The sequence below is a fragment of the Chryseobacterium sp. FP211-J200 genome (assembly GCF_001643375.1).
GTDB classification, from domain to species: Bacteria; Bacteroidota; Bacteroidia; order Flavobacteriales; family Weeksellaceae; genus Epilithonimonas; species Epilithonimonas ginsengisoli.
This window is the reverse complement of sequence record NZ_LSHB01000022.1, coordinates 82,391-106,202: the sequence shown is the minus strand read 5'-3', so window position 1 is coordinate 106,202 and position 23,812 is coordinate 82,391. Positions and strand designations below refer to the sequence as shown.

23 protein-coding genes are annotated in these 23,812 nt (G+C 37.3%); 9 read left to right on the top strand and 14 right to left on the bottom strand.

Annotated elements, in window-relative coordinates; translation table 11 throughout:
- Positions 1-123: 123 nt before the first annotated feature.
- Together pafA and AXA65_RS07930 are read right to left on the bottom strand one after the other, a co-directional pair.
- On the bottom strand, positions 124-1,770 hold the full coding sequence (pafA, locus tag AXA65_RS07935) for an alkaline phosphatase PafA (protein WP_063969583.1): 1,647 nt from the start codon (positions 1,768-1,770) through the stop codon (positions 124-126).
- 281 nt (positions 1,771-2,051) lie between these two features.
- A complete protein-coding gene (locus tag AXA65_RS07930; protein ID WP_063969582.1) occupies positions 2,052-4,202 on the bottom strand; it encodes an outer membrane beta-barrel protein in 2,151 nt (716 codons plus the stop codon).
- A 141-nt stretch (positions 4,203-4,343) separates the two neighbouring features.
- On the opposite strand from AXA65_RS07930, the gene AXA65_RS07925 reads away from it, so the two are divergent.
- Genes AXA65_RS07925 through AXA65_RS07915 form a run of 3 tightly spaced genes read left to right on the top strand, consistent with a single transcriptional unit; the run spans position 4,344 to position 5,821 of the window.
- On the top strand, positions 4,344-4,865 hold the full coding sequence (locus AXA65_RS07925) for a YdeI/OmpD-associated family protein (protein WP_086048121.1): 522 nt from the start codon (positions 4,344-4,346) through the stop codon (positions 4,863-4,865).
- Positions 4,866-4,876: 11 nt separating this feature from the next.
- Complete coding sequence (locus tag AXA65_RS07920; RefSeq protein WP_063969581.1) at positions 4,877-5,434, top strand: DUF4256 domain-containing protein; 558 nt, start codon at positions 4,877-4,879, stop codon at positions 5,432-5,434.
- 9 nt (positions 5,435-5,443) lie between these two features.
- Positions 5,444-5,821, top strand: coding sequence for a hypothetical protein (locus AXA65_RS07915; protein ID WP_063969580.1), 378 nt, complete (start codon positions 5,444-5,446; stop codon positions 5,819-5,821).
- Between the two features lie 4 nt (positions 5,822-5,825).
- Here AXA65_RS07915 and AXA65_RS07910 read toward each other — a convergent pair whose 3' ends face one another.
- Complete coding sequence (locus tag AXA65_RS07910; protein ID WP_063969579.1) at positions 5,826-6,200, bottom strand: Fur family transcriptional regulator; 375 nt, start codon at positions 6,198-6,200, stop codon at positions 5,826-5,828.
- 81 nt (positions 6,201-6,281) lie between these two features.
- On the opposite strand from AXA65_RS07910, the gene AXA65_RS07905 reads away from it, so the two are divergent.
- From AXA65_RS07905 to AXA65_RS07895, 3 genes are all read left to right on the top strand, one after another.
- Complete coding sequence (locus AXA65_RS07905) at positions 6,282-7,184, top strand: NAD(P)/FAD-dependent oxidoreductase (protein ID WP_185114317.1); 903 nt, start codon at positions 6,282-6,284, stop codon at positions 7,182-7,184.
- 71 nt (positions 7,185-7,255) lie between these two features.
- Positions 7,256-7,570, top strand: coding sequence for a hypothetical protein (locus AXA65_RS07900; protein ID WP_063969577.1), 315 nt, complete (start codon positions 7,256-7,258; stop codon positions 7,568-7,570).
- Between the two features lie 3 nt (positions 7,571-7,573).
- Entirely contained in the window at positions 7,574-8,170 is a 597-nt protein-coding gene (locus AXA65_RS07895) for a hypothetical protein (RefSeq protein ID WP_063969576.1), read from the top strand.
- Positions 8,171-8,245: 75 nt separating this feature from the next.
- On the opposite strand, the gene AXA65_RS07890 is transcribed toward AXA65_RS07895, so the two are convergent.
- Positions 8,246-9,172 (bottom strand): malate dehydrogenase, encoded by a 927-nt coding sequence (locus tag AXA65_RS07890; RefSeq protein WP_063969575.1) that lies wholly within the window; start codon positions 9,170-9,172, stop codon positions 8,246-8,248.
- 247 nt (positions 9,173-9,419) lie between these two features.
- Between AXA65_RS07890 and pfkA the strand changes: the two genes are divergently transcribed.
- Entirely contained in the window at positions 9,420-10,406 is a 987-nt protein-coding gene (pfkA, locus tag AXA65_RS07885) for a 6-phosphofructokinase (protein ID WP_063969574.1), read from the top strand.
- 56 nt (positions 10,407-10,462) lie between these two features.
- Positions 10,463-11,467 carry a type I glyceraldehyde-3-phosphate dehydrogenase gene (gap, locus tag AXA65_RS07880; RefSeq protein ID WP_034964956.1) on the top strand — a complete coding sequence of 335 codons (1,005 nt, stop codon included), beginning with the start codon at positions 10,463-10,465 and terminating at the stop codon, positions 11,465-11,467.
- A gap of 75 nt (positions 11,468-11,542) precedes the next feature.
- On the opposite strand, the gene AXA65_RS07875 is transcribed toward gap, so the two are convergent.
- Positions 11,543-14,029, bottom strand: coding sequence for a T9SS type A sorting domain-containing protein (locus AXA65_RS07875; protein ID WP_086048120.1), 2,487 nt, complete (start codon positions 14,027-14,029; stop codon positions 11,543-11,545).
- A 163-nt stretch (positions 14,030-14,192) separates the two neighbouring features.
- Here AXA65_RS07875 and recA point away from each other — a divergent pair, with 163 nt between their 5' ends.
- On the top strand, positions 14,193-15,194 hold the full coding sequence (gene recA / locus AXA65_RS07870; RefSeq protein WP_063969572.1) for a recombinase RecA: 1,002 nt from the start codon (positions 14,193-14,195) through the stop codon (positions 15,192-15,194).
- 53 nt (positions 15,195-15,247) lie between these two features.
- Here recA and AXA65_RS07865 read toward each other — a convergent pair whose 3' ends face one another.
- From AXA65_RS07865 to AXA65_RS07825, 9 genes are all read right to left on the bottom strand, one after another.
- Positions 15,248-15,925 (bottom strand): porin family protein, encoded by a 678-nt coding sequence (locus AXA65_RS07865; RefSeq protein ID WP_063969571.1) that lies wholly within the window; start codon positions 15,923-15,925, stop codon positions 15,248-15,250.
- 107 nt (positions 15,926-16,032) lie between these two features.
- Entirely contained in the window at positions 16,033-16,905 is an 873-nt protein-coding gene (gene sucD / locus AXA65_RS07860) for a succinate--CoA ligase subunit alpha (RefSeq protein WP_034964951.1), read from the bottom strand.
- Between the two features lie 109 nt (positions 16,906-17,014).
- Positions 17,015-17,917: an LpxD N-terminal domain-containing protein gene (locus AXA65_RS07855; protein ID WP_063969570.1), complete on the bottom strand. Its 903-nt coding sequence runs from the start codon at positions 17,915-17,917 to the stop codon at positions 17,015-17,017.
- 248 nt (positions 17,918-18,165) lie between these two features.
- Positions 18,166-18,729: an elongation factor P gene (efp, locus tag AXA65_RS07850; RefSeq protein ID WP_063969569.1), complete on the bottom strand. Its 564-nt coding sequence runs from the start codon at positions 18,727-18,729 to the stop codon at positions 18,166-18,168.
- A 16-nt stretch (positions 18,730-18,745) separates the two neighbouring features.
- A complete protein-coding gene (locus AXA65_RS07845; RefSeq protein ID WP_063969568.1) occupies positions 18,746-19,093 on the bottom strand; it encodes a hypothetical protein in 348 nt (115 codons plus the stop codon).
- Positions 19,094-19,882: an acyl-ACP--UDP-N-acetylglucosamine O-acyltransferase gene (gene lpxA, locus AXA65_RS07840; protein WP_063969567.1), complete on the bottom strand. Its 789-nt coding sequence runs from the start codon at positions 19,880-19,882 to the stop codon at positions 19,094-19,096.
- 3 nt (positions 19,883-19,885) lie between these two features.
- Positions 19,886-21,280 (bottom strand): bifunctional UDP-3-O-[3-hydroxymyristoyl] N-acetylglucosamine deacetylase/3-hydroxyacyl-ACP dehydratase, encoded by a 1,395-nt coding sequence (locus AXA65_RS07835; RefSeq protein ID WP_063969566.1) that lies wholly within the window; start codon positions 21,278-21,280, stop codon positions 19,886-19,888.
- A 48-nt stretch (positions 21,281-21,328) separates the two neighbouring features.
- Positions 21,329-22,351: a UDP-3-O-(3-hydroxymyristoyl)glucosamine N-acyltransferase gene (gene lpxD / locus AXA65_RS07830; protein WP_063969565.1), complete on the bottom strand. Its 1,023-nt coding sequence runs from the start codon at positions 22,349-22,351 to the stop codon at positions 21,329-21,331.
- 104 nt (positions 22,352-22,455) lie between these two features.
- Positions 22,456-23,670, bottom strand: a complete 1,215-nt coding sequence (locus tag AXA65_RS07825; RefSeq protein WP_063969564.1) for an HD domain-containing protein — start codon at positions 23,668-23,670, stop codon at positions 22,456-22,458.
- Between the last annotated feature and the right edge of the window lie 142 nt (positions 23,671-23,812).

Below are 23,812 nucleotides of genomic sequence, written 5' to 3'. Positions count from 1 at the left end.
GTCGCAAGAATTTATTGATAAAAGCACAAAAAAGTCGCAAACTTTCCGACTAGAAAACATTTGCGACTTAAAATAGTATTTTTTAAAAATAAATGCGCCTTTGCGATAAAAATTTAAAGAAAATTACCTCCCAATCACTTCTGTAATTGGACTTCCGATGTTTCCACTTGGGAATTCGATGTGAAGTAAGGCGGAAACGGTTGGCGCAATATCGGTCATATTATAATCTTTATTGCTCTCGCCGTGCTTGATTCCCCAACCCATAAAAATCAATGGAATGTGAGAATCGTAGGAATTCCAAACACTGTGCGTCGTTCCTTTTTTGGCGTAGGTTGGAAGCATACCGTCGTGGGAAACGATTTGGATATCGCCACTTCTCTGCCAGTTATAACCGTTGATAGCTCTGGTTTTTATCGGCTCCGGAATTGCTAACGAACCTATTTTCTTCAAATCAACGGCGTACAAAACTCTTGGGTCTTTGTTCAAATTGTTGATGATCGTGCTTTTGATATCATCTTCGTCCAGGTTTTTTTCTTTAATCAAACTTTGATTTAAGTAAATTTGATAATTGTCGATTCCCAAGATAACTTTTGAACTCGCATATTTATTTTCTAATTCTGCGCCTAGATTTTTTTCCATTCCGTCATCGTAGAAACCACCTAGGATTTTGTTGGCTCTCAAAAAACCTTCTGCATTGGCACCGCCGTGGTCAGCTGACAAGAAAACCAGATAATTGTTCTTCCCAACTTTCTCATCCAACATTTTGAAAAACGTTGCCAAATCTTTGTCCAATCTGATGTAAGTATCTTCCACCTCGATGGAATTTGGGCCGTAAGAATGTCCAACATAATCCGTCGAAGCCAGGTTGATTGCAAGGAAATCTGTCTCAGTTCCTTTTCCTAAAGTATAATTATCCAAAGCCGCCTCAGCAAACTTTAAAGTCAACGTATTTCCGAAAGGCGTGGTTCTGATGACACCTTTTTTCGTTGCGTAATCCGTCAATAGATTTTTGTATGGAAAAACGGGGTCTTTCGCAGTCCCAACCGGATATTCCCATTCCACATTATCGACTGTACTTTCTGTATATTCAGCAATTGGCAAAGATGTTTCCCAGCCGTTCGCCAACAATTTTTCAGGCACTTTCTGACCATTGAAATCTGTTACCCATTTCGGAAGTTCATTCATATAATAAGAACTCGTGATGAAGTTCCCAGATGAATCATCAAACCAAAAAGCGCCAGTTGGATTGTGACCAGCAGGTAAAATAGAAGCTCTGTCTTTCAAAGAAACACCAACCACTTTTGATTTGAAGTTGCTTGCAATTCGCAATTGGTCTGTCATTGTTGTTGACCAAAGGTTTTTCGGAGAGTGACTTCCGATTTTTTTGTTGTCTGAACCAACCGGATTTACGCTGTCATCTGTTGTACAATAGACATTTTTTCCGGTTTCTTTATCTGTCCAGTCGTTCCCCGCAATACCGTGAATGGAAGGAACCGAACCTGTATAAATGGAAGTGTGACCAATCGCCGTAACCGTCGGGATGTACGGAATATGAACATTATTAAGAGAATAACCTTCGCCCAAAAGCCTTTTGAAACCGCCTTTCCCAAACTTTTTTTCGAAGCGGTAGAGATAATCCCAACGCATCTGGTCAACAACCAATCCTACAACTAGTTTTGGTCTTTCTCCTGAATTGATTTTTGTTTTCTGAGCATTTACATTTCCGAATGTAGCAAAAGCTAAAACGAAAATCTGAATTTTTCTGAACATTGAATTTTACTTTTTATTAAGCCCAAATTTACGGCTTTCAAAAGTTTTGGGATGTGAAATTTGTATTAAAGTTTTTTAGATCGCGAAAATTAAACGCAAAGTTCGCAAAGATTTTTTTGAGTTTATTCAAACTATTTTTAAGGTTCGCAAAGACGTAAAACTCATCAAAGATCTTGATTCTAAATAAAATCAAAAAAAAGAACGAGCTAATTCGCCCGTTCTCATTAATTATATAAATTTAAAAAAGCTAACCGACAAAAGCTATTGCCAATCGCTATTTTTTATTTGCTTCCTCCCGAGTTTTTCTCGACATCGGTTTTGGTGTTCTCTTTTACTTTTTGATTTCCGAAACGCTTGACAAATGTGAGCGAGAATCCGTACCAATCCCATTTGTTATAGTTTTGGAAAGTCCCGATCTGACTAAAAGTTGTGGTGTCCATCGTTGGTCTTTTGAAAATATTCATCAATTGCAAACTTGTCTCGATCTGAGAAACCGGGAAAATCTTGGTCACTGAAATATTATGGAAGAAATTGTATTGATTTGCGACCGAGTTTCCATAATTCTGGTTATCAATACTCATCCACGCACTAATGTTGATGTTTTTATTAAACAAATTGGTGTAAGACAAATTGGTAGATCCCGAGAAGAAATTGAGGTAATTATTTGCGCCCTCCAACTTATTTCTGGTATTGAAGTCACTGTTATCTGTGTAAGACCAACCTAAACTTAGATTCACATTCAGTTTATTTTTGATAAAATTCTGATTGGTGTTTGCAGAAAGATAAAATTTTTCCACTTTTCCTTTGAAGTTGTCTGGAAATGAGATGGTTTTTACAAGTCCATTTTGAGTTTCCTGACTATAGCTGGTCCAGTAATCCTGATCCGTAAAAGTGTATCTCGCAGATAGGAAATATTTTTTATGAATCCCAAATTTCAATCCAATTCTGTCACTTGGATTTGGTAAAAGATTGACATTTCCTCTGTAAAAAAATCCATTATTACCAGGCATTTCAAAATCATTAAACTCAGAATACCAAGGTCTCCAAAGATTGTGATTATAAGTTAAACTCAAATCATAATTCGTTGTGAAGGCATATTTCACCAACAAATTTGGTAACAAAGTTCCATAAGATTCTCTCCTTGTTTCATTTCCGTTCTGATGAATTTTGTAGTCGATCAGTTCGTAACGAAGTCCAATTCGGGTTTCCAGTTTTTCAAAAAATGTTTTGCTAAAATTGGCGTAAAGAGAATTTAGATTTTCCGTGTACTGAAATTGATTGACGTTTTCCAACAGACTATTATTAGAGATCACACGATAATCATTTGGAATCACATTATTGTTGAAGTTTGCCTTTCCACCGACTTCAAAACTTCCACCTTTTCCCAAGGGCGATGTGTAATCTACTTTCACAAAATAGTTTCGGTTTTGATTGTAATTTTCAAAATGTCGAAGTTCGCTAATTGTGTTTGTTGCGTTATTTCTCGTAAAATCTGTCGTGCCTTTTTCCGAATCATAATTAATCCCGAGATTGACATCCAAGATCTTATTTTTCTCCTTATCATAATATTTATAGAACAAATTGGTTCCCAAAGTATTACTATTTGTACGACCCAGATTATCTTGAGAAAAAGAATTCAACAAAACATCATTTAGATAATTATTTTCAAAAGAATTGGATTCTGAAGTACGATTTCCTCGGAAATATTCCACAACGAGGCCAATATTATTTTTGTCGTTCAGTTCAAGTTCTGAGGTTGATGACAACGAAGGATTTTTACCAGCGTAAGCACTTTTAGAATCAATCGTGCTTATTGAATTATCTGCGTAAAAAGTATTCTTGCTGGAACTTTCACTAATAAAAACATTATCACTGTAACTTCCTGTAAATGTCTGCGTGAAGTTCTTTTTATGATAATTGAGATTCAAACTTCCATACTGGTTATTTTTCGTATTCTGAGTGTTGGTAAGGGAAATACTGCCTTTCATTCCTTCATCATCTCTTTTTTTCAGAACGATATTAATAACTGCCCCGGTCGCTTCGTATCTTGAAGACGGACTGGTGATGACCTCGATCTTCATTAAGTTATCTGCCGGAATTGTTTTAAGATATTCCTTCAGTTCTTTTCCCGTGAAAACCGATTTTCTGTCATTGATGTAAACCGTCACAGATTCGCCCTCCGCTTTTACATTATCATTGTTATCGATGCTTACCAAAGGTGTCATTCGCACAATATCCCAAGTTGTATTTCCTGCAAGGATAGAACTGTTTGCCACATTGAAAACCGTTCTGTCCGCTTTGCTTTCGACGGTTGGTTTTCTGGCTATCAAGGTTACAGATTCAATTTCTTTGGACTTGATGGTGTCGCTTGTAGATTGTGCGAAAACTAAGGTTCCCGCCAATAATCCCAATGAGGATATGAGTAATTTCATTAACTAGTTTTTGTATTAGACAACCGAATCATTCTAAATGTTACATCCGAATCGAATTTTTATTAAATTTGAAAAAACATAGATCATAATGAATCCGAAAGTTGATGACCATGCAGAAACTCAAAGCTTTGGAAAGATGAGATGAATGCGCTGCGAGCCATTATCCTGAATTGTAAGCTGGCTGAGGATTTCAAATGGGGAAAACCGTGTTATTCTTTCGACGGAAAAAACGTTGTTCTCATTCAAGGTTTCAAAGACTATTTTGCGCTTTTGTTTTTCAAAGGTGGAATTATGAAAGATCCAAAGCAACTCCTCATAAAAATGGGAGAAAACACACAAACCGGAAGACAAATGAGTTTTGAAAATGTTCAGGATATTCTTGATAAAAAAGAAATCATCAAAGATTACATTTTCGATGCCATTGAAATCGAAAAATCTGGTGAGAAGGTTGAAATCAAAAAAGAAGCAACGCCAATTCCGGAAGAATTTCAAATTAAACTTAAAGAAAATCCAAAACTCAATTCTGCTTTCGAAGCTTTGACACCGGGAAGACAACGTGCATATCTGATATATTTTTCTGCGCCGAAACAATCCAAAACCAGAGAATCCAGAATCGAAAAATCCATCCCGAATATTCTGGACGGCAAAGGAATGAACGATTAAAACTTACCACTATGAAAAATAAATTATCATCGCAACTACAAGAAGAATTAATCAAAACTTTGAAAATTCGTTTTGAGAAAAATCCAAATCGTCATGAGAATATCAAATGGGAAAATGTTCAGAAAAAACTGGAATCCAATCCCGAAAAACTCTGGTCACTGCACGAAATGGAAAGAACTGAAGGCGAACCAGATGTTATTTTTTATGATAAAAAAACAGACGAATATTTATTCATTGATTGTTCCGCGGAAAGTCCAAAAGGCAGACGAAGCCTTTGCTATGACAGAAAAGCATTGGATTCCAGAAAGGAAAATAAACCTGCCAATAGTGCAATGGATTTGGCCAATGAAATCGGAATCGAGATTTTGGACGAAGAACAATACAGAGAATTACAGACTTTCGGAAACTTTGATTTGAAAACGTCGAGCTGGGTGAAAACGCCTGATGAAATTCGAAATTTAGGAGGTGCGGTTTTCTGTGACAAGCGTTACAACACCGTTTTCCTTTACCACAATGGCGCAGATTCTTATTACGCAGCAAGAGGTTTTCGAGGTTTTTTGAAAATTTAATTTTCATTAATGAAAAAGCCAATCGAATTTAATTATTCCGATTTTGATTTCGTGAAAAATATTGCGCTTTCATTTCCTGACACCGAGGAAAGTGTTTCTCACGAAGGAACGCCATCTGTCAAAGTTCGTAGAAAACTGATGTGCCGGATTCACGACAATGGCGAATTCATCCCAATCAGAATTGGTTTCGAATCAAGAGATTTTTATATGGAAACCTATCCACAGATTTTTCATTTGCCTGAGCATTTCAAAAATTATCCTTACGTCTGTATGTGGAAGGATTGGCACGACAGGAAATTGGTAACAGAAGTTCTGGAAATCTGCTGGCGTTCTTTAGCTACGAAAAAGCAGATCAAGGATTTCGAGGCTGCAAATTCCTTAGATTAAATTTTTAAGCACAATCCTTGCAAACGCCGGTCAAAACACAATTCACACTTTCCACTTTATAATTTGCTGGCAAAGAAAACTGAACCGGAACAGGCAGACATTCAATCGTCTGGCAAACTGTGCATCTGAAATGAAAATGGTTGTCCGCTAATTTTTTCTCCTCACATTTGATGCAAACGGCGAAATATTGTTTCCCATCTTCCGCTACAATCCTATGGAGAATTCCGTCTTCACAAAACCGATTCAAGACACGATAAATCGTAGCTCTATCGATTTCCATTTTGATTTTTCCTTCGATGGCATCTTGGCTCATCGCCTTTCCAGTGTTTGTCAGTAGATTGAGAACGGCTTCTTTTGCAGGTGTGTTTCTTCTTCTCATTTTTACTAATGCGATTATGTTGCAATAATAGAAATTAATCTTAACTTTGGCAAGAATTAAACAAGAAAATTAATTATAAAAATGGAAAATCAATACGATGTGATTATACTTGGAGGCAGTTACGCAGGACTTTCTGCAGCGATGTCATTGGGAAGGTCATTAAGAAAAGTTTTGGTCATAGACAGTGGAAAACCTTGTAACGAACAAACTCCGCATTCTCATAATTTCCTGACACAGGACGGAAAAACGCCGAAAGAAATTTCAACCATCGCCAAAGAACAAGTCGAAAAATATTCTACAATTGAGTTCTATGAAGGTTTTGCAACATCAGGAATTAAAACAGAAAATGGCTTCGAAATCACTACCGAAAACGGCGACAATTTTGAATCCAAAAAACTGATTTTCGCAACAGGAATTATAGATGAAATTCCGAATATTAAAGGCTTCAAAGAATGCTGGGGAATTTCATTGATCCATTGTCCGTATTGCCACGGTTATGAATTTCAAAATAAGAAAACGGGAATTATTGCCAATGGCGACCGTGGTTTTCACATTGCTTCTTTGGTAAATAATTTGACAGAAGATCTAACGATTTTCACAAGAGGAAAAGCTAATTTCACAGATGAACAATTCGAAAAACTAAAACAAAATAATATCGAAATCATAGAAACCGAAATCGAAGAATTAAGACATCAAAACGGAATGGTCGAAAGCTTGATTTTATCCGATGGCAAAGTTTTGAACTTCGAAGCTGTTTATGGTGCATTTCCATTCAAACAACATTCCGACATCGCTGAATCCTTAGGTTGTGAAATGACGGAAATGGGTCACATCAAAATCGACCAATTTCAGAAAACGAATGTTACAGGACTTTTGGCTTGCGGTGACAATTCTAGTCCGATGCGTTCTGTTGCCAATGCGGTTTATACAGGAAATCTTGCTGGCGCGATGGTGAATGCGGAGTTGGTTGGGGGGAGGTTTTAGATTAAAAGTTTGGTTTACGGTTTTCCGTAAAGTTTTCATATCGAATAGTTTTATATTTGAATAAAAATTTTATGGCTTTAACAAGAACAACTCAGCAAGAAGAAACTCTAATAGTAGAAATGAACTTTGAAGAAACTTTTGCAACAATAAAAAACGCATATTCAACTGTTGGGAAAATTCAAAGTTTTCAAGAAAAATTTGGACGATTAACAGGCTCAATTGGCAGTGGAGTTTTAAATATGAATAAAGCTGATGTTACTATAAATATAAAAAAAATAGGAGACTCAACTTCAGAGATAAAAATAATTGCTTCAGCTCAAGAAGGTTTAATTTCACAGAATACTTGTGGTAAAGCAATAACAAGAACCTTAGATGCAATTGAATAAATTATGGCTACTGGAGACAAACAAAAATTGATTACAGAATTAATACAAACAGTTCTAAATCAAAAGGCTGAAACTAATATTAAATTTGATTGGTTTGTAAATAAACATCTACAAAAAGATTTTTCAATTTATTTTCCAATTATTGAAAATATATTTGAAAAGTTAAAAGGTGACACATTAGGTAGTGACAGCAAAAAAATCAGTAAACTACAATCTGATGCTTACTTTGGTGGAAACCTCAATTTTCTATTTGAATTTGATGAATTCCAACATTTTTCTTCATTTAGAAGACAAACATTTGAATTTTATCCACAAAATTTAAAATTGAATTTCAGTCGTGAACAGTGGATAACATTTTGCGAGATAAACACACTAAGAGCAGACAAGTACAGGCAATCAAAACAAACGAAAGATTTTAGTTTTGTTGGAGGGAGAACTGCTCAAAGAGCTTATTTAGACTGTTTTAGAGATTTATTTCCACAAATAAACGGATTAAATCCAACTTTAAGATTTAATGAATTTGAAGTTAACGGCATAGATAGAAATAATTTAGATAACTGCAAAAAAATCGAAAAATTACTTTTAATAAAGCTTGGATAATTTTTTATATAAAACCAAAAATAACCCGTCCCGAAAAATTTCGGGACGGGTTATTTTTATATCAAACTCTAAAGCTTAAAACTTCAGATCTCCGTTCACGTCTCTTACAGCTTTTGCAGCCTCAGCAAACTTCGCTTTTTCTTCTTCTGTCAATGTGATGTTTACGATTTTCTCAACACCATCTTTTCCAATGATTGCCGGAACACCAAGACAGATGTCGCTTTCGCCATATTCTCCGTCAAGCATCAATGAACAAGGAATCATTTTCTTTTGGTCGCAAAGGATGGATTGAACCATCACAGAAACTGCCGCGCCTGGTGCATACCAAGCTGAAGTTCCCAATAATTTTGTCAAGGTTGCACCTCCAATTTTAGTTTCTTCGATCACGTTAGCTTTTTGCTCATCGCTCAAGAATTCTGAAACTGGAACACCATTTCTTGTAGCTTTGCTGAAAAGTGGCAACATTCCTGTGTCAGAATGCGCTGCGATCACCATTCCATCAACGTCAGAGATTGGAGACTCCAATGCTTCTGCCAATCTGTACTTGAATCTTGCAGAATCCAAAGCACCACCCATTCCGATGATTCTTTCTTTTGGAAGTCCAGATGTTTTGTGAACCAAATAAGCCATTGTATCCATCGGGTTAGAAACCACAATGATGATAACGTCCGGCGAATGTTTTACCAAGTTTTGAGTCACTTCTTTTACGATTCCAGCGTTGATTCCGATCAATTCCTCTCTCGTCATTCCCGGTTTTCTTGGGATTCCAGAAGTGATCACTGCTACTTTGGAACCTGCTGTCTTGGAATAATCTCCAGTTGTTCCGGTAATTTTGGTATCAAAACCGTTAAGAGAAGCCGTTTGCATCAGGTCCATTGCTTTTCCTTCTGCGAAACCTTCTTTGATGTCCACCAAAACAACTTCTGCTGCAAAATCTTTCATTGCGATGTATTCTGCACAACTAGCTCCTACTGCGCCTGCGCCAACTACGGTAACTTTCATATTTGATTATTTAATGTTTAAAATTTTATTTTTGTATTGTTCGTAAATATAATAAAACATACAAAGTCTTGAAGAAATTTAATTCTAATATTTGTCATATTTTAATGAAAGATTGCGGAGAAAGTATGATTATCAGCATTTCGGACAATATAACCTTACCATATGATACAATTTATGACATAATATTAAAAGCCGTTCTTTAATGTGATTCCTATTTCGTAAATTTGCTCTGAAAAAAATTGAAAATATGTCAGAAAACAACATAAAATCTATTGCAGTTCTGACTTCCGGAGGCGATGCTCCCGGGATGAATGCTGCACTTAGAGCTGTTGTACGAACAGCAAATCACTACAATATAGACTGTTACGGTATCCGAGAAGGCTACAATGGTCTTATTGCAGGTGATATCATAAAGATGGGACCTCGTTCTGTCAAAAATATTATCAATCAAGGCGGAACTATTCTGAAGTCTGCCAGATCAAAAGAATTCATGACGCCGGAAGGCAGAAAAAAAGCTTACGACCAGTGTGTTAAATTAGGCGTAGATGCATTGGTATGTATCGGTGGAGACGGAAGTTTCACAGGTGCAAAGGTTTTCAATGAAGAGTATGGAATCAAAGTAATAGGCGTTCCCGGAACCATTGACAACGATATCTTTGGCACAGACAAAACAATCGGTTATGACACTGCCCTTAATACAGCGATGGATTCTATCGACAAGATCCGTGATACAGCAACTTCCCACAACAGAGTTTTCTTTGTAGAAGTAATGGGGCGTGATGCTGGTTTTATTGCTTTGAACAGCGGTATTGCAACTGGTGCTCTCGATATTTTAATTCCGGAAAGAAAAGACAGCTTGGAAGACCTCTTCAACACTTTCAGAACAGCTGAAAAAGTAGGTAAATCATCCAGCATCGTGGTTGTAGCGGAAGGAGAAGAACTTGGAAACATTTATGATCTTGCAAAAGCGACCAAAGGCGAATTTCCTAATTATGACATCCGTGTTACCATCTTGGGACACATCCAAAGAGGTGGATCCCCTAGCTGCGCAGACAGAGTGCTTGCAAGCCACCTAGGTTATGGTGCTGTGATTGGCCTAATGGAAGGACAGAACAAAGTAATGGTCGGAATGCAATCGAATAAAATCGTCTACACACCAATAGAAGAAGCCATCAAAAAACATAACGAAATAGATAAGGACCTATTGAAAATAGCTGAGATTTTGGCTATGTAATTCCTTATTTTTTCGTAAATTTATAATAACAAAAAAACCTTAATATTTTAAATAATATGTCAACAATTAAAGTAGGAATCAACGGATTCGGGAGAATCGGACGTTTGGTATTCAGAGCAATGACTGAAAGAGAAAACATCGAAGTTGTAGGTATCAATGACCTTATCGATGCAGAATACATGGCTTACATGCTAAAGTACGATTCAGTTCACGGAACGTTCAAAGGAGAAGTATCAGTTCAAGGTAACAACCTAGTGGTAAACGGAAAAACAATCCGTGTAACTGCTGAGAAAGATCCTAACAACCTAAAATGGAATGAAGTAGGTGCAGAATATATCGTAGAATCTACAGGTTTATTCTTATCTAAAGAAACTGCACAAGCTCATATCAACGCTGGAGCTAAGAAAGTGATCCTTTCTGCACCACCAAAAGATGACACACCAATGTTTGTAATGGGTGTAAACCACAAAGAATTGACTAGCGACATCGCTATCTTCTCAAACGCATCTTGTACTACAAACTGTCTTGCACCTCTTGCAAAAGTGATCCACGATAACTTTGGTATCGCAGAAGGTCTTATGACAACTGTACACGCTACAACTGCAACTCAGAAAACTGTAGATGGACCATCTGCAAAAGACTGGAGAGGTGGTAGATCGGCATTGAACAACATTATCCCTTCTTCTACAGGTGCTGCAAAAGCGGTAGGAAAAGTGATCCCTTCTCTTAACGGGAAATTGACTGGAATGTCTTTCAGAGTTCCAACTGCTGACGTTTCTGTAGTGGATCTAACTGTAAAATTGGACAAACCAACTTCTTACGAAGAGATCTGTGCAGCTATCAAAACTGCATCTGAAGGTGACCTAAAAGGTATCCTAGGATACACAGAAGATGCTGTAGTTTCTCAGGATTTCGTAAGCGATTCTAGAACTTCTATCTTTGATAAAGAGGCTGGAATCATGTTGAACCCAACTTTCGTGAAATTGGTATCTTGGTACGATAACGAATGGGGCTATTCTAACAAATTGGCAGATATGCTTGTACATTCAGCTTCTTTGTAGTCTGAAGCTTTTTGATAAAATTAAAACCTCTGAGATTTCAGAGGTTTTTTTATTTATTTATTTTTGGCATCAGTGTTATTCAATAATGAATTTGTGACTGTGAATTTTTCCTTTATCATCGGTCAGTTCCAGAATGTAAATTCCTTTTTTAAGATAACTTACATCGATTGTATTATTATCTTTTTTAAATTCTTTCGCAAGTAATCTTTTCCCGGATAAATCATAAATCTCAAATTTAATCAAGTTCAAATCACTTGAGATAAACAACTTTTCGGATGTTGGATTTGGATAGATCTTAACTTTTCTTACATCAATACTATTCGTATCAAGATGGATATCCTCACCTCCGATTATTCTTGTAATTCTATTTCTACCAATCCCATTATACACTGTAAAATCTCCGACCGCAATATATTTTTCGTCTTGAGATATCAATTTGTAAATTGGCTTGTTAGCACCGGTTAAAGTTCTACTAAATGATTCGTCTAAAGTTCCATCTGCGTTGAGTCTTGCAATGTAATTTCGTGTAATGTTATTGTATTTGGTAAAGCTTCCACCAATTAATATTTTACCATTTTCCTGTAAAACGATGCTTTCGACAACCGCATTTGTACCAACAGTCGATACAAAGCTTGCATCTCTACTTCCATCAGCATTGACTCTTGCTATTCTTGTAGAAGTCACGCCATTCAATGTTGTGAAATTACCTCCAATGACAATTTTACCATCGTTTTGAATGAGCATATTGTTTACAATGCCGTTTGCCCCAGTTCCCACTGAGAAAGAACTATCCAGAGTTCCATCGGAATTGATTCTGGCCAATCTATTTCTAGCAATTCCATCATAAGTGGTAAAATTGCCCGAGATTACAATCTTGTTGTCATTTTGCAATTTCATGGAATAGATTGAATTATTTGCGCCGCTCAACGGCTGGAAACTTGTATCTATTGTTCCATCCATATTCAATCTGATGATACGATTGAAAGTTTTGGTATTGAAAACTGTAAAATCTCCACAAATTAAAATCTTTCCATCTGGCTGGATGAGAATATCTCTCACAACGTCCGTCGGTCCATAGCCAATATTAAAATCACTGTCCAGTGAGCCTGAAGAATTGAGCCTTGCCAAATAAGATTTTTGAGCTGTATTGAAGGTTGTGAAATTACCACCGATGATGATCTTATGATCACTTTGTGACGCAACAGTTCTGATCAATTGGTCTGCACCGGTTCCTGTTTGTAAAGTGGTATCAACATTACCATCTTGGTCAATTCTTGCAATTCTGTTATTCAAAATATCATTAAAACTATTAAAGTTTCCTACAATGACCATTTTCTGATCCGCCTGTACTGCAACATCTCTTATCTGTCCATCAGCCGCATTTCCAGGATTGAAGTTACCATCGAGTGTCCCATCTTCATCAAGCATGACGAGATAATGTCTGACTTTATTATTAAACAACGTATAACTTCCGCCTATCAACAATTTACCATCAGGCTGCTGCTGGAAACTAGTGACACTAGAACCAAATCCCTTACCAGGATTGAAGCTTGAATCGATTGTTCCATTCGCATTGACCCTCACAATATAGTTTCTCAATGTTCCGGCATATGCTGTAAAATCTCCACCCAACAACAATGTTCCATCTTCCAGGTTCAGGATGTTTCTTACAACATTGTTTGCACCAGATCCGGTGGTAAAGGTTTCATCAAGACTTCCATCTTCATTCAATTTTACAATCCCGTTTTTGGTTACATTATTGTATTTCGTGAATTTTCCACCCACAAATATTTTTCCATCGTTTGAAAGCTGAATGATATAAGCACTATTATTGAAACCAGAAGTCACAAAAGAATCGTCGATGCTCGCATCAGAATTAAGTCTCACAATATAATTCTGAGAAACAGAATTGTAAGAGATGAAATTTCCACCAGCAATGATCTTTCCATCTCCTTGAACAACGACCGAATAGACATGAGAATTAAAACCAGCACTCGAATCAAATGTTGTATCAAGACTTCCGTTAGCATTTAGTCGAGCGATATATCGTCTTGTTACTCCATTAAATTTTGTAAATTGACCACCAATGATGATCTTCCCATCATCCTGTACCGCAACACATTCCACAACACCATCTGCGCCAGTTCCAATTACAAAAGTGGCATCTGTGGTCCCATTTGGATTTAGCCTTACAATTCTGTTCTTCGTAACTCCATTGAAAATTGTGAAACTACCACAGACAAGGATCTTTCCATCTGGTTGGGCAACAAAAGATGACACATAGTCGTTCGCTCCAGAACCAATTAGAAAGGTATTATCAAAACTTCCGTCTTTATTGATCCTTGCCAATGACTTCGCCGAACTTGAATTATAGGTCGTAAAATCCCCACCTATCAGAAACTTACCGTCTGGCTGAAGTATAATATCTTTCACATAATCGTTGGCACCCTCGTCTATTCCGAAGCCTACATCCGATGGGTTGAAAGATGCATCAGCACTACCAGGCTGCGCGTGAATAAAAATTAATGCAAATAAAAATATAATTGATAAAGCTTGCATCATTCATAAAAAATATCAGCAAATTTAACTGATATTTTAGATAATAAGCCAAATTTTTTATTAATACAACTTTAAAGTTTCCATTAAAAATGGATATTATAAGGAACAAAAAAAATTAGGCATTCATAATTAAAATGATTATTTTTGAGAATAATTTTTTGAAATAATGAGTAGTACCGACGATAAGAAAAAAGCACTGCAACTGGTGCTGGAAAAACTAGATAAAACCTACGGAAAAGGAACCGTGATGACCTTGGGCGAAGATTCTGTGGACCACACGATAGAAGTAATTCCTTCCGGTTCATTAGGGATTGACCTTGCTTTGGGAGTTGGTGGGTATCCAAGAGGACGAGTGATCGAAATCTACGGGCCAGAATCTTCCGGTAAAACAACATTGACCTTGCATGCTATTGCAGAAGCACAAAAAACTGGAGGAATTGCTGCCTTTATAGATGCTGAGCATGCATTCGACAGAAGCTACGCTGCAAAATTGGGTGTGGATCTGGAAAACCTGATCATTTCTCAACCGGACAATGGTGAGCAAGCTTTGGAAATTGCTGATAACCTGATCAGATCAGGCGCAATTGACATCGTTGTAATAGATTCTGTTGCGGCTTTGACGCCTAAAGCGGAGATCGAAGGTGAAATGGGAGATTCCAAAATGGGTCTTCATGCAAGATTGATGTCACAGGCTCTAAGAAAACTAACAGGTTCTATCTCAAGAACAAAATGTACAGTGATTTTCATCAACCAGCTGCGTGAAAAGATTGGAGTAATGTTCGGAAATCCTGAAACGACGACTGGAGGTAATGCATTGAAGTTCTACGCTTCTGTGAGAATTGATATCAGAAAAGCAAGTGCACCAATCAAAAATGGCGACGAAGCTGTTGGAAGCCGCGTGAAAGTAAAAATTGTGAAAAACAAAGTAGCACCACCTTTCAAAATGGCAGAATTCGATATCATGTACGGTGAAGGTATTTCTAAATCCGGAGAAATCCTGGACACGGCGGTAGACTTGGCAGTGGTGAAAAAAAGTGGATCTTGGTTCAGTTATGAAGATACAAAACTTGGACAAGGCCGTGATGCTGTGAAAGACGTCTTGAAAGACAATCCTGAGCTTTCTGAAGAGATCGAAGGAAAAATAAGAGAGATCATCAAAAACAAATAACATCTAACTTATATAAAACAAAAGGCTGTGAAATTTCACAGCCTTTGTTTTTTTTATTTGAAGAAGTAAGTTAGTCCTAAACTTAAAACCTGTTCTGATTTTTTCTTTTGGGTATCAGGATCCATCGTCCAAGCTTCTACAAGATTGGGATAAGCATTTGATAGACCGATGTCATATTTGAATGCAATTTCCAACTGTCTTTTATAACTGTATCCAATACCTGCCCCGATTCCAAAATTAAAAGAATTGGCCTTTCCATTGATATTCGGATATTCCGGGTTTATAACATCTGGATCATAATATTCTCTTCCTACAGGCACATTTTTAACTTTTTGACTGATCAAGAAATTAAATCTCGGTCCGATCAAACCGTAAAATTCTGATTCTGCTTCAGAAAAGTACGCTTTAAAATTGAAAGGAACACTCAAATAGTTATTGGCATAAACACCATCATAAGACGGACTTCCTTTCGCATCTTTAGATTTCCCTGTTTCACCAGCTCCAAAGTACAAAGCCTCTGCCTGAATATAAAACTGCTCTCCTGTACCAATTGGTACTTGCGCTGTAACTCCACCTAAGACAGAAAATCTCGGTCCGGAAGGATTGTGGGCATTTCTAACTCTGGAATAGGTTCCTCCAGCAACAATACCAAATTCTGTTGACCTGAAATCCACCTGTGCTTGTGATAAAAACGAAGCTAAAATTAGAGATGCAAAAAGTATTTTTTTCATAAATGTGTTTTAAAATATTTTTCTTGTTCAAATTTAAATAAAAAAAATGAGAAGCCCAGTCTGAGCTTCTCAAAATATATTTAATAAAAGATCGTAGCCAATTACAATTATGCTAGAACTTTCGCTACAGTTACTCCTATCTCTGCTGGAGAATCTACAACGTGAATTCCGTTTTCTGCCATGATAGCCATTTTCGCCTGTGCAGTATCATCATCTCCTCCTACGATTGCACCTGCGTGACCCATTGTTCTTCCTTTCGGAGCAGTTTGTCCTGCGATGAAACCTACAACTGGTTTTGTAGAACCACTCGCTTTGTACCATCTTGCAGCTTCTGCTTCCAAAGATCCACCGATCTCACCGATCATTACAACCGCTTCAGTTTCTGGATCGTTGATGAACAATTCCAAAGCTTCTTTTGTAGTCGTTCCAATGATTGGATCTCCACCAATTCCGATAGCTGTAGAAACGCCGAAACCAGCTTTCACAACTTGATCAGCAGCTTCGTAAGTTAAAGTTCCAGATTTTGAAACGATCCCCACTTTTCCTTTTTTGAAAACAAAACCAGGCATAATTCCGATTTTAGCTTCGTCTGAAGTGATGATACCGGGACAGTTTGGACCGATCAAACGAACGTCTCTGTCTTGGATATAATCCTTAACCTTTACCATATCAGCAACAGGAATCCCTTCTGTGATACATACAATAACTTTGATACCTGCCTCAGCAGCTTCCATTACAGCATCTGCAGCAAATGCAGGCGGAACGAAAATAATACTCACATTAGCTCCTGCTTTCTCTACAGCTTCTGCCACAGAATTGAAAACTGGCTTACCAAGGTGCTCAGAACCTCCTTTTCCTGGAGTTACACCACCAACAACGTTGGTTCCGTAATCGATCATTTGACCTGCGTGGAAAGTACCTTCGTTACCTGTAAATCCTTGTACGATAACTTTAGAATCTTTGTTTACTAATACTGACATTTTTTATTGTAATTTATTGATTTTATAAAACTTTGTTACTCGCAAAAATAACGATAATAATCCAAAAATTTCTTGTAATCAATAATTTTTTAGATTAATAAAATATGATTTACTTCAGATTTTTGATTTTGACTTCTTTTCTAAGATAATCCCTGAACTCTTCTGCAATGGGTCCGAAGTAGGTTCCTTTTTTAAGATTTCTGTTGACACCACTTTTTGCAAGTAGAACTGTGCCGCTTTCCACACGTACGCCAGAAGCCATTCCTACTTGTCCCCAGATCGTTACTTCATCCTCGATGATACAGCAGCCTGCAATTCCCGTTTGAGAAGCAATCAGACATCTTTTACCAATGATCGTGTCGTGACCAATCTGGATCTGATTGTCCAAAATACTGCCTTCTCCAATGATCGTCGGATCCGTCACGCCTCTATCGATCGTACAACCGTTTCCGATCTCTACATTATTTTCGATGATGACATTTCCGACCGAAATCAGTCTGTCGAAATTTCTGTTGAGTTTTCTGTAATAAAAAGCGTCACCGCCTAAAACTGTGTTGGCTTGGATAATGACATTATCACCGATGATGGTTCTGTCTCCTATCACAACATTTGGAAAAATGTGGCAGTTCTTCCCTATTTTCACATCATTTCCAATGACGACTGAAGGATGAATGAAAGTTCCATCTCCAACTTCCAGGTCGTGAAGTTCTTCTTTGAAGTTTGAGATCCTTGTGAAGTGTGTATTGATCTTGTTAAAATCCCTGAATGGATCATCGGAGACCAAAAGTGCTTTTCCGACTGGGCACTCTACTTCTTTATCAATTAAGATGATCGTCGCAGCAGAATTGAGTGCTTTGTCGTAATATTTTGGATGATTTACAAAAACAATTTCTCCGGCTTTCACCATGTGAATTTCATTGGTCCCGAGAACTGGGAAATCTTCTGCGCCGATATATTTTGCATCGATGATATCTGCAATGGTCTTGAGTTGTTGTGGCTGGTTGAATGTCATAGTTTGATATTAGAATTTAGACATTTGATTTTAGATCGCGATCCGAAATGATAGAGATAGTTCCATCTCTGTAGATCGCTTGCAGCCCGACTTGAGTGGAGCTCTTTTTCTTTTTTGACTTGGACAAAGCCTGGGAAAAGAAAAAAGCGGGAACGGAAGGCGGATAAAGCTGCCCTAATAATTATTTGGTTTAAAATAAAAAATGGAAGTGTGAAGATCAACTTCAGACTTCCATCCTGTATTTTGTTTTATTTTACTCTTTCAAGGTAAGAACCGTCTTCTGTACTGATCTTGATCTTGTCGCCTGGCTCGATGAACAATGGAACCATTACTCTAGCGCCAGTTTCTACGATCGCATTTTTGAGTGCGTTGGTCGCTGTGTTTCCTTTCACACCTGGATCAGCTTCGATCACTTCCAGGTAAACGGATTGTGGAAGCTCAGCAGATAGTGGCGTTTCGTCCGCTTCTTTCAAGATGATTGTAACTTCTTCTCCCGCTTTCATCAAGTTGGAGTTCTCAATCATTTCTTTGTTAAGATAAAGCTGAGAAAAATCCTCGTTGTTCATAAAGTGGAATCCATTCTCATCATCATATAGATATTGGAATTTTCTTGTGATCACCTTTACCTCGTCGATCTTGTGACCTGCGGAGAATGTATTGTCCAACACTTTTCCATTGGTTACAGATTTTAATTTTGTTCTTACGAAAGCAGGACCTTTGCCTGGTTTTACGTGTAGAAATTCGATTACTTTGAAAATATCATTGCTGTATTCTATGCAAAGTCCTTTTCTTATATCGTTGCTTGTTGCCATTAGTTATATATGTTGTCTATTTATTAAAAATTATATTTAAAACATCAACCACTCTATCACGTTTGGTTTCTTTATATTTCATCTTTCCAAATGGTGTTTGAATGGTATTTTCAACAGATTTAAAATCTATTTTTTCCTTGAAACCGTTGTTTCTCTCGTAAATCTGATGAAGACTTTGATTGATAAATAAATTGGTTTGTTTTGAAAAATTACTGTTCGAATTTAAATTTTGAAGTAAAAAAACAGGTTTCAAATTTGCAATTTCATTTTTGAACTCTACTGTATTATTCAAGTCTTTAATTTGCCCAAAAGCAAAATTAAAAGAAAACAGAAGAAAAGCAAATATTGAAAATATTTTTCTCAATTACTCTTTGTTTGATCCGTATCCTTTTACAATACCTCTAGGAGAATTCTGAATGAATGTGATGATCTCATCTCTCTCCATTGTTGGAAGCATTTCTTTCTCAATGAATTCGATGGCCTGAGTGGTGTTCATCTTCATTTGGAAAACGGCTCTATAGATCTTTTGGATCTCGAAGATCTTGTCATTGGTAAAACCTCTTCTTCTAAGACCAACCGAGTTGATCCCTGCATAAGAAATAGGCTCTCTTGCTACTTTGACGTAAGGTGGAATATCTTTTCTGATCAAAGAACCACCTGAGATCATCACGTGTTTTCCGATCTTTCCAAATTGCTGAACGGCAGAAAGCCCACCCATGACAACAAAATCTCCAATCTCTACGTGACCTGCAATCCCGCAACCATTTGCAATGATCACATTATCACCAACGATGCAATCGTGCGCGATGTGTGAAGTTGCCATGATCAAACAGTTGTTTCCAACTTTGGTATATCCTAAAGCTTTTGTCCCTCTATTGATCGTTACGCATTCTCTAAGCGTAGTTCCGTCTCCAATGATTACCTGCGTGTCTTCGCCATCAAATTTGAGATCTTGCGGAACGGCACCAATTACTGTTCCCGGGAAAATCTTACAATTTTTACCAATCTTCACGTTCTCCATAATGGTAACGTTTGGACCAATCCAAGTGTCTGAACCTACGGTTACATTGGCACCAATGGTTGTAAAAGGTTCTATCGTGACGTTTTTCCCAATCTTTGCGCGAGGATCTACTGCTGTAAGCTGATGAATCATAGATTAATTTTTAGTTTTTGCAACTTGGGCCATCAGTTCAGCTTCTACAACTACACTGTCGCCAACATAACCGTAACCCTGCATATGCACAATTCCTCTTCTGATCGGCTCTATCAATTCAATTTTGAATATCAGCTGATCGCCAGGAACGACTTTTTTCTTGAATTTCACATTATCCATCTTCACAAAGTAAGTGGAATAATTTTCCGGATCTGGAACATTTGCCAAGACCAAGATCCCACCAACCTGAGCCATAGCCTCGATCTGCAAAACACCTGGCATGACTGGTTCTTTCGGGAAGTGACCTACGAAAAATGGTTCGTTCATAGAAACATTCTTCAGTCCAACCACATGGGTTTCTGACAATTGTAAGATCTTATCTACCAAAAGAAACGGTGGTCTGTGTGGTAACAACTTCATGATACCATTGATATCAAAAACAGGTTCTGCCTTCAGATCAAAATCAGGAACGTTTTTTCTTTTTTGCAATTTGTATTGTCTATTAAGTTTTTTTGCGAACTGTGTGTTTACGAAATGTCCAGGTTTATTAGCGATCACTCTACCTTTGATCCTAACACCAACCAATGCCAAATCACCGATCACATCCAATAATTTGTGACGAGCGGCCTCATTTGGAAAATTAAGTGTAAGATTATCTAATATCCCGTTTGGACGGATAGAAACCTCGTCTTTTCCGAAAGCTAATTTAAGTTTTTCTGTAGTTTCCGGCGTTAATTCTTTATCAACATAAACGATAGCATTGCTGATATCGCCTCCTTTTATCAAATTGGCATCCAAAAGTTGCTCCAACTCATGCAAGAAACTGAATGTTCTGGCAGGTGCAATTTCATCCTTAAACTCGGAAAGATTTTTCATACTGGCATTTTGAGTTCCCAGAACTTTGGTCCCAAAATCTACCATCGTTGTAATCTCGTAATCGTCCGCAGGGATCACTGTGATCTCCGAACCTGTAGAAGGGTCGATGTAATTCATCACTTCCTTCACGACAAGATATTCTCTTGCCAATTCCTGTTCTGTAACACCAACATTTTCTATGGCCTCCACAAAATATTTGGAAGAGCCATCCAAAATTGGAGGTTCTGCACTATTCATTTCCAGAAAAACATTATCAACATCCATTCCTACCAGAGCAGCTAAAAGGTGCTCGCAAGTGTGGATCTTGACGCCTAACTTTTCCAGAGTAGTTCCTCTTTCTGTAGTGGTTACATAATTGACGTCAGCCTCTACCTGAGGATGACCTTCTAGATCTGTTCTTACAAATACGAACCCGGTGTTTTCCTTAGCCGGTTTGATCGTAAGATTAACTTCTCTACCTGTGTGAAGACCGATACCCGAAAGTTTGATCTCTTCTCTGATTGTTTTTTGTTTATCACTCATTGTAATAGTTTTGAGGCGGGAAGAACTGTGTCTTGGCTCCTGATACCTTTACTCTGATTTTTTATTTTCTAAATCGTTTATTCTCTTGACTATGTCTGTAAAATTACGGAAATGTACGTAATTTCTTCTGTAATCACTATAGTTGATCGCAGGCGAACCGTAAAGTGTTTCTCCATCTTTTGCAGAGGAGTTCACGCCACTTTGCGCCTGAATCTTAACCTGATTTCCAATTTTGATGTGACCAACAATTCCTACCTGTCCGCCAATCTGATTCCAATCACCAATAACTGTGGAGCCTGCAATCCCCGCTTGTGAAGCAATTACATTGTTCTCACCGATAATCACATTGTGTGCAATCTGAATCAAATTATCAATCTTAGTTCCTTTTCCTATCATTGTAGAACCAATAGTTGCACGGTCTATACTACAATTGGAACCTATTTCTACATCATTACCAATAATGACATTTCCTAACTGTGGAATTTTCTTAAAACCATCTGCCGTCGGCTGGAAACCAAATCCATCGCCACCAACTACAGTGTTGGAATGGATCACACAATTATCACCTACAATACAATAATCATATATTCTTGCACCGCTGTCAATTTTGCAATTCTTTCCAATCTTCACACCTTTTCCGATGTAAACGTGAGGATAGATCTGTGTTCCGTCTCCGATATTTGCTTTTTCTGAAACATAAGTGAATGCGCCGACGTAAACATCTTCACCTACTTGTGCGGTCTCGTGGAAGAATGACCCAGGTTCTATCCCAGTTCTTCTGCCTTGCATTTCCTGATAGAGATTCATCAATACCTGGAAGGACAAATAGGCATCTTCCACAGCAATAATCACGGGTTTATATTCTTTATCTTCAATTAATAAGCTTTCTGAAACAATCAGAACTGCGCATTCTGTGTCAGCCAGAAACTCCATAAATCTGGATTGTCCAATGAAAGACAAATGTCCCTTCTGTCCATTCTCAATAGGAGAAACGCCTGTAATGACCGTTTCGGGATTTCCGATGATTTTCCCGTTTATAAAATTTGCAATTTGTTGCGCAGTAAATTCCATAGTTTGCAAAGATAAATATTTTATTAATTATCCATTAATTTTTTATGACGAATCAAAAGTTCATTTTACTTTAAATTAATTTCGACTTTCATAAAAATAATGAATTATAAAATCTCTCTCGGGAAATAAACAATGTATTTCGTGGTCGCATTTTCCATACAACCAAACAAAATCTGATTTTCGGACTCTTCCAACTTGAAGGTATCACCTGTCTTATTCATAAGGTAAATCGGCTGTTTTTCAGTATCATAAGGCAGAAGCGTTCTGGAAATCTGGCCAACCAATTCTTCTGCATTATCAATATTAAAATATTGATTGGTCTTATCAATTTTTTCTTGGATAAATTCTTCAGAAAATGGTTTTGATGAAATGATACTTTTCGGAAAATCTCTATAAATTACCACTTTGCAAAGTTTGGATAAGATAAAATCAGGATTCTCTGTCCATTCTTTTATCGCCTGGAAAACATCCATATCATCCAACATTGTGAATCTTCTGATGTCTTCTTCCGTGGCTTCATCAAATTTATTTTTAATCAAAAAATATTTCAAATTTGATGGTGCATCCAATTCCAAATTCTGAGAAACCAAATATTTGGCTCTGTTAAGAATCTGAACCAAAACGTGTTCCGCCAATGCCGCTGTTTTGTGGTAATAGACCTGCCAATACATAAACATTCTGGCAGTCAGATAATTTTCGATTGAATAAATCCCCTTCGCATCAATGACCAATTTTTCATTGCTGACGTTCATCATTGAGATAATTCTTTCCACATTCACGTCGCCTTCGGAAACGCCTGTGTAAAAACTGTCACGTTTCAAATAATCCATCCTGTCAACATCCAACTGCGAGGAAATTAATTGATTGAAAAACATTCGTTTATATTTCCCCTGGAACATTTCAATCGCTAAATCCAATTTTCCATCGAATTCTTCATTCAATCTGGTCATTAACAAAATAGAAATCTTCTCGTGGTGCCAATCGTCCATCAACCTGTTTTCCAAGGCATGGGAAAAAGGACCGTGGCCAATATCGTGCATCAAAATTGCCAACATCGCCGCTTCCTCTTCTTTTTTTGAGATTTTGATTCCCTTGAGCTTCAACGTTTCCAATGCTTTGAACATCAGATTCATCGCGCCAAGAGCGTGGTGAAATCTGGTATGTTTTGCGCCGGGAAAAATTAATGATAGTAAACCGGTTTGGGAAATGCGTCTTAGTCTTTGAAAATAAGGATGTTCTATGACGTCAAACAGAATCTCGTGTGGAATTTTGATAAAGCCGTGAACGGGGTCGTTGATGATTTTGAGTTTGTTCTGCACCGGTTATAATTGATAAATGATTATTGATGAATGATACAAAAATAGGGAAATTGAATGATTTTTTTTGAAAATTAAAATGAATGTAAAACTTTATGAAAGAATCGGAGATTTTAACTTTTTGAAAAATATTTTTAAATTAGCA